The 12,020-nt window shown below is 72.8% G+C and carries 9 protein-coding genes, 1 tRNA gene and 1 pseudogene; 6 read left to right on the top strand and 5 right to left on the bottom strand.

Annotated elements, in window-relative coordinates; genetic code table 11:
• The first annotated feature begins 100 nt into the window (after window positions 1–100).
• Both selA and ASC56_RS02275 read left to right on the top strand, forming a co-directional pair.
• On the top strand, window positions 101–1,483 hold the full coding sequence (selA, locus tag ASC56_RS02280) for an L-seryl-tRNA(Sec) selenium transferase (protein ID WP_055489398.1): 1,383 nt from the start codon (window positions 101–103) through the stop codon (window positions 1,481–1,483).
• A 3-nt stretch (window positions 1,484–1,486) separates the two neighbouring features.
• Window positions 1,487–3,235 (top strand): annotated as a pseudogene (locus ASC56_RS02275) (SelB C-terminal domain-containing protein); the annotation flags it as partial.
• 35 nt (window positions 3,236–3,270) lie between these two features.
• Here the strand turns inward: ASC56_RS02275 and ASC56_RS40465 are convergent.
• Window positions 3,271–3,363, bottom strand: a tRNA-Sec gene (locus tag ASC56_RS40465).
• Window positions 3,364–3,470: 107 nt separating this feature from the next.
• Here ASC56_RS40465 and selD point away from each other — a divergent pair.
• Window positions 3,471–4,496 (top strand): selenide, water dikinase SelD, encoded by a 1,026-nt coding sequence (selD, locus tag ASC56_RS02270; RefSeq protein WP_055489396.1) that lies wholly within the window; start codon window positions 3,471–3,473, stop codon window positions 4,494–4,496.
• 93 nt (window positions 4,497–4,589) lie between these two features.
• Here the strand turns inward: selD and ASC56_RS02265 are convergent, their stop codons facing one another.
• The 4 genes from ASC56_RS02265 to ASC56_RS02255 form a co-directional block, all read right to left on the bottom strand.
• A complete protein-coding gene (locus ASC56_RS02265) occupies window positions 4,590–5,444 on the bottom strand; it encodes a phosphate/phosphite/phosphonate ABC transporter substrate-binding protein (protein WP_055489395.1) in 855 nt (284 codons plus the stop codon).
• Window positions 5,441–5,599 carry a hypothetical protein gene (locus ASC56_RS40460; RefSeq protein WP_159039584.1) on the bottom strand — a complete coding sequence of 53 codons (159 nt, stop codon included), beginning with the start codon at window positions 5,597–5,599 and terminating at the stop codon, window positions 5,441–5,443. The genes ASC56_RS02265 and ASC56_RS40460 overlap by 4 nt, the downstream gene beginning before the upstream one ends.
• A gap of 205 nt (window positions 5,600–5,804) precedes the next feature.
• A complete protein-coding gene (locus ASC56_RS02260; RefSeq protein ID WP_055489394.1) occupies window positions 5,805–6,170 on the bottom strand; it encodes an ANTAR domain-containing protein in 366 nt (121 codons plus the stop codon).
• 110 nt (window positions 6,171–6,280) lie between these two features.
• Window positions 6,281–7,219, bottom strand: a complete 939-nt coding sequence (locus tag ASC56_RS02255) for a Ku protein (protein ID WP_055489393.1) — start codon at window positions 7,217–7,219, stop codon at window positions 6,281–6,283.
• Window positions 7,220–7,518: 299 nt separating this feature from the next.
• Here ASC56_RS02255 and ASC56_RS02250 point away from each other — a divergent pair, with 299 nt between their 5' ends.
• From ASC56_RS02250 to ASC56_RS02240, 3 genes are all read left to right on the top strand, one after another.
• Complete coding sequence (locus tag ASC56_RS02250; RefSeq protein WP_055489392.1) at window positions 7,519–8,721, top strand: EfeM/EfeO family lipoprotein; 1,203 nt, start codon at window positions 7,519–7,521, stop codon at window positions 8,719–8,721.
• Window positions 8,718–9,956 carry an iron uptake transporter deferrochelatase/peroxidase subunit gene (gene efeB / locus ASC56_RS02245; protein ID WP_055489391.1) on the top strand — a complete coding sequence of 413 codons (1,239 nt, stop codon included), beginning with the start codon at window positions 8,718–8,720 and terminating at the stop codon, window positions 9,954–9,956. Before ASC56_RS02250 ends, efeB begins: the two co-directional genes overlap by 4 nt.
• 169 nt (window positions 9,957–10,125) lie before the next feature.
• Window positions 10,126–11,970, top strand: a complete 1,845-nt coding sequence (locus tag ASC56_RS02240) for a phospholipase C (protein ID WP_055489390.1) — start codon at window positions 10,126–10,128, stop codon at window positions 11,968–11,970.
• Window positions 11,971–12,020: the final 50 nt, after the last annotated feature.

The following is a 12,020-nucleotide window of genomic DNA, read 5'->3' as shown; positions in this document are numbered from 1 at the left end:
GGCCGCAGTGGCCGCGGCGTGTCGGGCGACCGGCCACGGGCGCTGGGAGACGATGGGTCTCCGGACAGCCGGAGGCCGGGACCGGAGAGGCAGGGGCCGCATGGAGCAGCGGGTCGCACCGGAGCGGACCGGCAAGACGGCCGGGGCAGCCGCGTCCGGAACCGACGGCTCGTCCGGGCGCCGCGACGACGCGGACACGCTACGGCGCATTCCCCGCACCGACACCGTGCTGAGTGATCCGCGCCTGTCCGAGGCGGCACGGCGACTGGGAGCCCGAGTGGTCAAGGCGGCGGTCCGGCAGGCGCAGGAGCAGGCACGCCGCGGCGACCTCCCGCCGGAGCGGGTGAGGGACGCGGCGGTCGCCCTGTTGCCGCGCACGGTCGGTGGGCTTCGGTCGGTGATCAACGCCACCGGAGTGGTGCTGCACACCAACCTCGGCCGGGCACCCCTGTCGGCGGCGGCCCTGCAGGCGGTGCTGGAGGCCGCCGGACCCACGGACGTCGAGCTGGACCTGTCGACCGGCGTACGGGCCCGCCGTGGGCGCACCGCTCTGAAGGCGCTGCGCGACCGGGTGCCGTCCGCTGCCGCCGCGCACGTCGTCAACAACGGTGCCGCCGCGCTGGCCCTGGTCGCCACCGCGCTCGCCGTCGGCAAGGACATCGTCATCAGCCGGGGCGAGATGGTGGAGATCGGCGACGGTTTCCGGCTGCCGGACCTCCTCGTCTCCACCGGCGCCAGGCTCCGCGAGGTCGGGACCACCAACCGCACCACCGCCGCCGACTACGCCGCCGCGATCGGCCCGGAGACGGGTTTCGTGCTGAAGGTGCACCCGTCCAACTTCCGCGTCACCGGGTTCACCCGTGCCGCCGGGATCGGTGAGCTGGCGGCGCTCGGCGTCCCGGTGGTCGTCGACATCGGTTCCGGACTGCTCGGCCCCCATCCGCTGCTGCCCGAGGAACCCGACGCCGAGAGCCAACTGCGGGCCGGTGCCGCACTCGTCACCGCGAGCGGCGACAAGCTGCTCGGCGGACCCCAGTGCGGACTGCTCCTCGGTGAGCGGGAACTGGTCCGCACCCTGGCGCGCCACCCGTTGGCCCGCGCCCTGCGTGTGGACAAGCTGACCCTGGCCGCGCTGGAGGCGACGCTCACCGGCCCGGGGACTCCGACCGCCGCCGCGCTGGCCGCCGACCCGGCCCGGCTCATGGCCCGTGCCGAGCGGCTCGCCTCGGTGCTCAGCGCCGACGGCGCGGACGTACGGGCCGTGGAGAGCATCGCGACGGTGGGAGGCGGCGGTGCGCCCGGAGTGGCACTGCCCAGCGCCGCACTGTCCCTGCCGGAGTCCTGTGCCCCCCTCTTGCGCACCGGTCCCGTCCCCGTGGTCGGGCGTCTGGAGGCGGGGCGCTGCCTGCTGGACCTGCGGGCGGTGCCGCCGGAGGACGACGAGCGGCTCGCCGGAGCCGTCAGGTCCGCCGTGGGGAGGTAGGCGATGCGGGTCCTGGCCACCGCGGGGCATGTCGACCACGGCAAGTCCGCCCTGGTGCGGGCGCTCACCGGGATGGAACCCGACCGCTTCGAGGAGGAGCGGCGCAGAGGACTGACCCTGGACCTCGGCTTCGTATGGACGCGGCCCGGCCCGGACCAGGAGCACATCGCCTTCGTCGACGTACCGGGCCACGAGAGGTTCGTCCCGACGATGCTGGCCGGGGTCGGTCCCGTGCCCGCCGTGCTGTTCGTGGTGGCCGCCGACCAGGGCTGGCAGCCGCAGTCGCAGGAACACCTCGCGATCCTCGACGCGCTGGGGGTACGGCATGCCGTGCTCGCGGTGACCCGCAGCGACCTGGCGGACCCCGAACCCGTTCGCGTGGACGCCGTCGAGCGCATGGCCGCGACCTCCCTCGGCACGGTGCCGTCCGTCGCGGTGAGCGCGGTGACCGGCGCCGGACTCGACGCGCTGCACGGGGAGTTGGGCCGACTCGCGGACACACTGCCGGTCCCGCCCGCCGAAGCGGACGTACGGCTGTGGCTGGATCGCGCCTTCACGGTGCGCGGCCACGGCACCGTGGTGACCGGCACGCTCGCCGCGGGCACCCTGCGGGTCGGTGACCGCCTGGTGACGGGGGACGGTTCGGCCGTGCTGAGGGTACGGGCGCTGCAATGCCTGCACCAGGCACGGTCCACCGTCACGGGCGTGGCGCGCGTGGCGGTCAACGTGCACGGCCCCTTGGACGGCGCCCTGCGACGGGGGCAGGTGCTGCTGGCACCGGACCGCTGGCTGCTCACCGACCTGATCGACGTCCGTATCACGGGCGAGCCGGGCGACGACCTGCCCCGGACGGTCGTCCTGCACATCGGTACGGCCGCCGTCCCGGCAACCGTCCGCCCGCTGGGCGAGGACACCGCCAGGCTGACCCTGAGTCGAGCGCTGCCCCTGCGTGTCGGAGACCGGGCGGTGTCGAGGGAGCCGGGGGGCCGGCGCATGCCGCGCGGCATCACCGTGCTGGACGTGCGCCCGCCGCGACTGACCCGGCGGGGCGCGGGCCGCGCGAGGGCGGCGGAACTGGCGGCCATGACCGGCCGCCCGGACGGCGCCGCGGAGCTACGGCGACGCGGACTCGTCCGCCGCTCGGAGCTCCTGGCGATGGGAGTGCCGCCGCCCACCGAGCCCGTCGCGGGGGACTGGCTGGTCGACGCAGCGCACTGGGCGGAGTTGCGTGAGCGTCTCGCCGCCGAGGTGGAGCGGTACGCACAGCAACACCCGCTGGATCCCGGACTGCCCACCGAGGCGGCCCGACGCCTGCTCGGGCTGCCCGACCGGTCCCTGGTGGACGCGCTCGCCGAGACACCGGGCGCGTTTCGACTGCTGCGTCGGCACGGCCGGTTGTGCGGTCCCGACAGCATCCGGCCGACGCTGCCACCGCCCGTCGAGGCGGCCGTCGACGCCCTGCGGCGCGAGCTGGCGCGGGCGCCCTTCCGCGCGCCGGAGGCCGATCGCCTCAGGGAACTCGGGCTCACCCGCAAGGCGGTGGGGGCCGCGGTCTCGGCGGGGGCGCTGCTGGCGGTGACCGAGGGCATCGTGCTGCTTCCCGGGGCCGACGCCCGGGCCGCAGCCGTGCTGCGGCGACTGCCCCAGCCGTTCACCCTCAGCGAGGCCCGACGAGCCCTGGACACCACACGCAGGGTGGCCGTGCCACTGCTGGAGTTCCTGGACGCCGAGGGATACACCCAACGGGTGGACGAGCGGCGCCGGCGCTGTCGCCCCGGCGCCGGGAACGGAGGCGGACGGGAATCGAACCCGCCTGCCCGAGATCCTCGGGCACCTCGGTTTTGAAGACCGGGAGGGCCACCAGGCACCCACACGCCTCCACCGCGCGTCACGCTACCGGACCACGCTCGACCAGGCCGTACACCGGCACCCGACGCGCCGCCCACGGACACGCAGCCGTGGCCTTCACCGACCCAGGAGACCTGGCATGACCTCGATCCGCGAAACCCCCGTACGGCTCACGCAGTTCGCCCACGGCGGCGGCTGCGCCTGCAAGATCCCGCCCGGAGAGCTGGAGGACGTGCTCGGCGGACTGCCGCAGACGCTGACGTTCACGAGCGACACCGCGCTCCTGGTCGGGCCGGCCACCGGGGACGACGCGGCCGTCGTCACGCTGCCCGCCCAGGGCGACACGGCCGCCCAGGCGTTGGTGTCCACCGCAGACTTCTTCACTCCCGTGGTCGACGACCCGTACGACTGGGGGCGCATCGCCGCGGCCAACGCCCTGTCCGACGTGTACGCGATGGGCGGCCGACCGGTCGTCGCCGTCAACCTCCTGGCCTGGCCCCGCGACGTGCTGCCCTTCGACCTGGCCCGGGAGGTGCTGCGCGGCGGGCTGGACGTCGTCGCCGAGGCGGGTTGCCACATGGGCGGCGGCCACAGCGTGGACGACCCGGAGCCCAAGTACGGCATGGCCGTCACGGGCCTCGCCGACCCTCGGCGGCTGCTGCGCAACGACACCGGCCGGCCGGGCCTGCCGCTGTCCCTCACCAAGCCGCTCGGTCTGGGCGTGCTCAACAACCGGCACAAGGCCACCGGCGAGCGGTTCGAGCAGGCGGTCGCCACCATGGTGGCCCTCAACCGGGACGCGGCCGCCGCGGCCCTCGACGCCGGTGCGGTCTGCGCCACCGACGTGACCGGGTTCGGCCTCCTCGGCCATCTGCACAAGCTGGCACGCGCGTCGGGCGTGACGGCCGTGCTCGACAAGTCCGCCGTGCCCTACCTCGACGGGGCCAGAGAGGCCGTACGGGACGGTTACGTCAGCGGCGGCACCCGGCGCAACCTCGAGTGGGTGTCGCCGTTCACCGACTTCGGGGACACGGACGCCCACACCCGACTGCTCCTCGCCGACGCCCAGACCTCGGGCGGACTGCTGGTGGTGGGGGAGGTGCCCGGTGCTCCGGTGGTGGGTGAACTCGTCCCGCGTGGACCGCATTCGATCGTGCTGAGGTGAAGCAGGTGCGCGCCCCGGTCGCAGCCGAGTCCGGGCAGGTCGAGCGGCAGGGTGTGTCGAGCGGCGGGGTGTGCGGTCGGGTGACGCCGGCCGTCACGGCCGGTAGCCGTAGGCCGTGACCCGGCCGACCGGGTCGTAGAACCCGGTCGCGTCGACCGCTGCGGACAGGTCGCCGAAGCCGCTCTCCCGTCCGGGGACCCACCGGGTGAGGCCTTCGAGGTCGAGCAGGTGGCGCACTTCGGGGTCGGCGTAGGACATCGACTGCAGCAGCGCCGCCAACCGCTCGCCCAGCTCAGGTTCGAGTGACGGGCCTGCCGCCAGCACACAGTGGTCGAACGGCGCGGTACGGGTCAGCAGACGTGTGCTCCCCGGCGGCAGGATGCCCTCCAGGCCGAAGGCGAGGTGATTGGCGTCGATCATGCAGGCCGCCGCGACGTCGCCCGCCATGAGGGCGCGCGCCGCGTCGCGCTCGCCGCCGATGTGGTCGCCGTGCAGCCCCACACCCGTGTCGTGGCGCATGATCCGGAAGTCGACGCCCGGGACCAGCCCCTGTCCCCTCAGATGGTGCAGGGGCAGCAGGGTCCCCTGGGGGGAGTCGACCGCGCCGACGGCGACGGTCTCGTCCTTCAGGTCGGCGACGGTGGTGAACGGCGCGTCGGTCCGCACGACGACCACCGAGGTCAGGTCGCGATCGGTGTCGCGCATGACGAGCGGCCACACCTGCGTGCCGGCCGCCCGTGCCAGACGGCGGGTGCGCAGCCAGGCCAGCGGGGAGTGCCAGGCCGCGTCGACGCGGCCACGGACGAGATCCTCGGCCTGCCGCTCGTAGTGGGCGTACAGGACGAAGTCGAACGGCAGGCCCTGCCGCCGCAGCCAGGACCGGAAGCCGGACCAGATGGTGACGACCTTGGGATCGTAGGCGACGGCCCCCAGCACCAGTTCGCTCATCGGGCGTCCTCGAAGAGCGGCAGACCCGGCTCGGCCCGTGCGCGGAGGTCGTACAGCGTCCGGCGGTCGTCGAGCGGCTGGACGGTGTCGCGCCGAGCGGGGTCGAACGCGTCCTGCGCGAGGCGGGTCGGTGACGCCTCGACGGCTCGCGGCATATGGTCCCCCGAGGGGTCAGGTCAGGAATGTCCGCTGTCGCCGCTTACCCAACCAGGCCCGTCGGCTCCCTGGCGGGAGCGCACGCCGCCGGGGAGAAAGAGTGATCATCGAGGTGGTGCAGACCGCTCCACACGCACTGCGCGCCCGGGCCGGGCGAGTCGCTCGTACCCGGGTCGCGCTCATCGGCCGGACGGGTGATCCCGGTCAGGGGCCGGGGAGGGGCTGACTGACCTCCGAGCAGATCCTGTACCGGTTGAGCGCCTTCTTCAGCTCTTGCAGCTCGGGTTCCGGCAACGCACCGCCCTGCGCGAACTTCAGGATGTGCTCCGCGACGACACGCAGCTTGGTGTTCGTGCGCTGGGAGACATCGCGCAGCACCCGCCAGGCCTCTTCCGGGGCGACCTGACCCAGCACGACCACCGCGCCCATGGCCTGGTCGATGGTGGCGTGGGAGGACACGGCGTGTCGGAGTTGTTCGTTCTCCTCGTAGAGACGGTCGAGTTCCATCGTCAGGTCGCTTGTGGACAGCAGATGCAGAGGGTGCTGCTTCGATATCGCAAAGAACGCCATGATCGTGCCCCTGGGTGTAGCGAGCGGTCACAGTTACAGCTTCCCCCAGGTCGGAGCTGTAGACGACCCGGGTCGCGTGGGGAGTGTCTCCCCGCCGGAGCCCTGCTCAGCTAGGCGCTGCGCGGCCTGCGGGTCGCCTTCTTCGCCGCGGTCTTCTTCGTGGTCTTCTTCGCCGCAGTCTCCTTCGCGGGTGCCTTCTTCGCCGTCTTCCTTGCGGCGGCCTTCTTCCGGGGCAGCTCGTGGACCTCGGCCTCCGCTCCCTCGCCGCGCGAGGCCCTCGCCTGGGCCACGGACGCCTGCAGCGCGGTCATCAGGTCCAGCACCTCGCCGGGCGCGGCCTCCGGCTCCGGCGCCTCGGGCGGGGCGTGCCCCTCACGCTTGGCCTCGATCACTTGCTGGAGCGCCTCCGTGTAGTGATCGACGAAGTCGGGGCCCTCCAGGTCGTCCCGGGTCATACGGTCGATCAGGTGCTCGGCCTCGGTGATCTCGTCCTCGGTGAGCCGGACGTCCGGTGGACCCAGCTCGCTCGGGTCCCGGATCTCGTCCGGCCAGCGCATCGCGTGCAGCACGATCGCCTCGTCCCGCACCCGCAGCAGGCCGAGTCTCTCCCGGCCGTGCCAGGCGAACTTCGCCACCGCCACCTTGGACGTCCTCTCCAGCGCCTTGCGCAGCAGCGCGTAAGGCTTCGCCGCCACCGTGCCCGAGGCCTGGAGGTAGTAGCCCTCGCCGATCCGGATGGGGTCGATCGACTCGGCCGGCACGAACGCGGCGATCTCGATGGCCCTCGCCGTCGGCAGGGGCAGCTGTCGCAGCTCCTCGTCGAGGACGGGCACGATCTGGTCCCTGGAGATCTCGTAGCCCTTGCCGATCTCGTCCGGCTGCACCTCGCGGTCCTCGACCTCGCAGAACTTCCGTACGCGGACCCGGCCCATGTCCCGCACGTGGTACTGGTGGAAGCGGATGCTGTGGTCCTCGGTCGCGGGCACCACATTGATCGGGATCGTGACCAGGCCGAAGCTGATCGCTCCCGACCAGATGCTCCGAGGCATCGCTGACCTCCGTGACGTGCCCGAGGGCACCAGCCTACGAAGGGCTCAGCCCGGCGGCACGGCGGAGCGGTCCGCGAGGAGGAGAGCGCTGTCCGTCGGCCGTACGTGCGCCGCGCGCTCCGGGCCGCGCGGATGACGGTCCCGCGATGGAGAGCGCTGGGTGAACCACCGGGGAACTCTTGGTGTCCGTCCCCCTCGTGGGGCGTTCGAGCGTGGCGCACTGCCTAGCATGAGGTCGGTCGCGCCCCGTGGACGGGCGCGTCGGTTCGTCCGTACGTCGTCCGGGGAGGCGCTGAGGGATGCCGGTGCCCGGCCTCAGGTCACGGCCGGCCCGACTCTGGGCCGCCGGCGGACTCCTTCTCGTCCTCGCCCTGGTGACGGCACTGCTGGGCATGACCCTCGGCGGAGCGCGCCGCGCCGGGGCCGCCGCCGACGGGCTGCCGCACACCACCGTCGAGGTGTCGCCGAGCGGCTGTGGCCGCGGCTGGAGCCGGCCCGTACCCGGTCTGCAGGTCTTCGAGCTGCACAACACCTCAAGCGGTGCCGCCGAGGTGTACCTGGAGGACCCCCGCAGCCGCGCCGTGTACGGCGAGGTGGAGGGCATCGGCCCCGGTACGACACGGCAGTTGACCGTCCGCCTCGGCAGGGGTTCGTACGCGTTCACCTGTCTGCCCGACGACGCCGGGGCGGTCAGGGGCCCCACGGTCCGCGTCGGCTCCGGGCAGGCAGGGCCCGCGGCGGCCCCGGTCACCGAGCACGACCTGGTCCCGCTCGCCATCGACTACCAGAAGTGGGTGGGCGGTGGTCTGGACGAGGTCGTACGGCTGACCGGGCAGCTGAGGGACGCCATCGACGGCGGCGACCTCGGCCGCGCCCGTGCGGACTGGCTCCCGGCGCACCTGGCGTACGAGCGGCTCGGCGCGGCGTACGGCGCCTTCGGCGAGGCGGACACGCGCATCAACGGAACGGACGCGGGCCTGCCCGGCGGTGTCCGCGACCCGTCCTTCACCGGCTTCCACCGCATCGAGTACGGGCTGTGGCACGGGCAGCCCGCGACCACCCTGCGCGCCCCGGCGGACGCCCTCCTCAAGGCCGTGACCACGCTGCGCGCCGACTGGGTCCAGGCCCGCATGGACCCGGCACAGCTGGGCCTGAGGGCGCACGAGATCCTGGAGAACACCGTGCAGTCCGAGCTGACCGGGCGCACCGACTACGGCAGCGGCAGCACCCTCGCCACCGCCCGCGCCCATCTCGACGGCACCCGCGCCGTCCTGTCCCGGCTGCACCCCCTGCTGCGGACACGCTACCCGGATCTGCCCGGCCTCGACCGTCAGCTGGACCGCGCGCAGCGCACCCTGGACGGCTTCCGCCGAGGCGACCGCTGGACCCCGCTCGACCGCCTGGGCCGCGCCCCGCGCGAACGGGCCGACGCGGTCCTCGGCGACCTGGTCGAGCGGCTGGCCTCGGTGGCGACGCTCTGCGACCCACGGAGGACGGTATGAGCACCTCGTCCCGCGCGAGCGGGGTCGGGCGGCGCGGCTTCCTGCGCGGCGCGGCCCTCGCGGGCGCCGGGCTCGCCTCCGGCGGCGCGGCGGCCCCGACCCCCGGCGACGGCACCGGTGCGCCGCCCGTCGCACCCTTCCACGGCCCCCACCAGCAGTCGGTGCTCGCCGCCCCGCGCCGGGTCACCGCGTTCACCGCCTTCGACGTGACGGCGGGCGACCGAGGGGAGCTCTCCGAACTGCTGCGCACCCTCACCGCGCGCGCCCGCTTCCTCACCTCGGGCGGCACGCCGTCGCCCGCCGGCATCACCGGCCCGCCCGCCGACTCCGGTGTCCTGGGCGGCCGGCTGCCCACCGGGGCGCTGGCGGTGACCGTCGGTGTCGGGGCCGGTCTCTTCGACGACCGTTTCGGACTGGCCGCCCATCGCCCCCGGGGGCTGACGACCATGCCCGCCTTCCCCGACGACGACCTCCGGTCCGAGTGGTGCCACGGCGACCTCAGCCTCCAACTGCACGCCGACGACCCGGACACCGTCCTGCACGCCCTGCGCGACATCGCCCGGCACACCCGCGGCGGCATGCAGGTCCGCTGGCGTCTCGACGGCTTCACCAGCCCGCCCCGCCCCTCGGGTACACCGCGCAATCTCATGGGCTTCAAGGACGGCACGGCCAACCCCGACCCGGCCGACACCCGGGCGATGAACCGTCTGGTATGGGTGGGCAGGGGCCTGGGCGAGCCGGACTGGGCGATCGGCGGCAGCTACCAGGTCGTACGGCTGATCCGCATGCTCGTGGAGTTCTGGGACCGGGTCTCCCTCACCGAACAGGAGCGGATGTTCGGCCGGGCCCGGGAGTCCGGCGCACCCCTGGACGGGAACGCCGAGCACGACGTCCCCGACTATGCGAACGACCCCAAGGGCGACATCATCCCGCTCGACGCCCACATACGTCTCGCCAACCCGCGAACGGCGGCCACGGCCGGCCAGCGGATCCTGCGCCGCGCCTACAACTACGACGCGGGCATGGACGGCAACGGCAACCTCGACATGGGCTTGCTGTTCTGCTGCTACCAGCAGGACCTCGCCCGCCAGTTCGAGACCGTGCAGCACCGCCTCGCGGGCGAGCCCCTCACCGACTACATCAAGCCATTCGGCGGCGGCTACTTCTTCGCGCTGCCGGGCGTGAGGGACGGGGCGGACTGGTACGGACGGGCACTGTTCGCCCGGACCTCGTGACGCGCGGCGCGCCTCCCCGTTCGGTCAAGGAGGGGTCAAGGTTTGCCCCGGGTTCCCTGACTCGGTGTTCATGTGCACGCCATCACCGCTCCGCCGTGCTGCCGTTCGTCCCACGCAGCATCCGTGACCGTATGGCGCACTGACGTTCATGTTCGGAAGGTGAACCTCCATGGCCAGCAGGGGAAAACGAGCAACGATGCGCAGCCTCGGCGCGCTCGTGGGCGCCGCGGCGCTCACGGTCCTGGGCGCGAGCGCGCCCGCCCGGGCCGCCGCGCCGGACGGGGGCCGCTCCCACCCGTCGACGGCGACGCCCATCAAGCACGTGGTGGTCCTCTTCGGTGAAAACGTCTCCTTCGACCACTACTTCGCGACGTACCCGAAGGCCGCCAACACAGACGGCACGAAGTTCACGGCGTCCAAGGCGACCCCGAAGGACGTCGACAACCTGCGCACCGCCGGGCTGCTGACGAAGAACCCCAACCAGTACGCGCCCAAGCGGCTCACCCCGTCCCAGGCCATGACCTGCGACCAGAACCATGCATACGGGCCCGAGCAGTACGCGTACAACGGCGGCAAGAACGATCAGTTCGTCCAGAACACGGACTCGGGCAAGTGCTCCGGCACCCTGTTCGGCGAGCCGGGCCTGGTGATGGACTACTACGACGGCAACACCGTCACGGCGCTGTGGAACTACGCCCAGCACTACTCCCTCGGCGACCGCTCGTTCAGCTCGGTCTACGGCCCGTCCACGCCCGGCGCACTCAACCTGATCTCCGGTCAGACGCACGGCGTGGTCTCCGTGGACCCCGCCTCCGGCACCGAGAACCCCAAGCAGACGTCGACGCCGGACTCGTACACCGTGCAGTCGCCCGACGCCAAGGGCGTCGGCACGGTCATCAACGACCCGGACCCGGCCTACGACGACTGCTCCGGCAAGGACCACACCAGCAAGAACGCGCTCGCCTCCATGCAGGGCCGCAACATCGGCGACGTGCTCAACTCCCGGAAGGTCAGCTGGGGCTGGTTCCAGGGCGGCTTCCGGCCGTCCACCGCGTGGGACGGCCAGCAGGGCCACTACGCCAAGTGCGACACCACGCACACCAACGTCGGCGGTGCCTCGGTCGTCGACTACAGCCCGCACCACTCGCCGTTCGAGTACTACAAGTCGACGTCCAACCCGCACCACCTCCCGCCCAAGAGCGTCGACGAGATCGGCCACAGCGGCCAGGCGAACCACAACTACGACCTGACCGACTTCGGCGCGGCCCTCAAGGCGGGCAAGCTGCCGGCCGTCAGCTTCGTCAAGGCGGCCGAGTACCAGGACGGCCACGCCGCCTACTCCGACCCGATCGACGAGCAGCACTTCCTGGTCCAGCAGATCAACGCCATCCAGAAGTCGCCGCAGTGGAAGGACACGGCGGTCGTGGTCGCGTACGACGACTCCGACGGCTGGTACGACCACGCCTACGCCAAGCCGCGCAACGGCTCCAAGGACACCAAGCCCGGCTCCAACGGCAAGGCCACCGACAGCCCGGCCTGCCAGGCGGGCCCGGCGGCGTCGGGCGGTTACGCCGACCGCTGCGGACCCGGCACCCGTCAGCCGCTGCTCGTGGTCTCCCCGTACAGCAAGGTCAACAAGGTCGACCACACCCAGACCGACCAGTCCTCGGTCATCCGTTTCATCGAGGACAACTGGCACACCGACCGGATGGGCGACCACTCCTTCGACGCCACGGCCGGCTCCCTGTCGGGCCTGTTCGACTTCCGGCACCCGAACAACAAGCAAGTGCTGCTGAACGCGGACGGCTCGGTGAAGTCGGTCGGCCCGATCCATCCCGTGAAGGCGGTCGCCACGAGCATCACGCCGGGTCCGGACATGCAGAACACGGCGGCGGCCACGGACACCTCGTCGTTCCCCGCCGTCCCGGTCGGCATCGCGGCGGGCGCACTCGTCGCGGCCGGTGCGACGGGCACCTTCCTCACCCTGCGCCGCAAGGAACGCGGTAACGCCTGACGCAGCGCACGGCAAGCGGGCGGTGGCCCCGGCGGCGCCGGAGCCACCGC

The organism is Streptomyces sp. TP-A0356 (genome assembly GCF_001417775.1).
Classification (GTDB): domain Bacteria; phylum Actinomycetota; class Actinomycetes; order Streptomycetales; family Streptomycetaceae; genus Streptomyces.
Note: the sequence above shows the minus strand (reverse complement) of the source record. Positions and strands in the feature narration are given on the sequence as shown.

What these genes read in the sequence shown, in the direction of transcription:
- selA (WP_055489398.1), top strand. Translation starts at nt 101, where the DNA reads ATGGAGCAGCGGGTCGCACCGGAGCGGACCGGCAAGACGGCCGGGGCA.
- selD (WP_055489396.1), top strand. Translation starts at nt 3,471, where the DNA reads ATGACCTCGATCCGCGAAACCCCCGTACGGCTCACGCAGTTCGCCCAC.
- ASC56_RS02265 (WP_055489395.1), bottom strand. Translation starts at nt 5,444, where the DNA reads ATGAGCGAACTGGTGCTGGGGGCCGTCGCCTACGATCCCAAGGTCGTC.
- ASC56_RS40460 (WP_159039584.1), bottom strand. Translation starts at nt 5,599, where the DNA reads ATGCCGCGAGCCGTCGAGGCGTCACCGACCCGCCTCGCGCAGGACGCG.
- ASC56_RS02260 (WP_055489394.1), bottom strand. Translation starts at nt 6,170, where the DNA reads ATGGCGTTCTTTGCGATATCGAAGCAGCACCCTCTGCATCTGCTGTCC.
- ASC56_RS02255 (WP_055489393.1), bottom strand. Translation starts at nt 7,219, where the DNA reads ATGCCTCGGAGCATCTGGTCGGGAGCGATCAGCTTCGGCCTGGTCACG.
- ASC56_RS02250 (WP_055489392.1), top strand. Translation starts at nt 7,519, where the DNA reads ATGCCGGTGCCCGGCCTCAGGTCACGGCCGGCCCGACTCTGGGCCGCC.
- efeB (WP_055489391.1), top strand. Translation starts at nt 8,718, where the DNA reads ATGAGCACCTCGTCCCGCGCGAGCGGGGTCGGGCGGCGCGGCTTCCTG.
- ASC56_RS02240 (WP_055489390.1), top strand. Translation starts at nt 10,126, where the DNA reads ATGGCCAGCAGGGGAAAACGAGCAACGATGCGCAGCCTCGGCGCGCTC.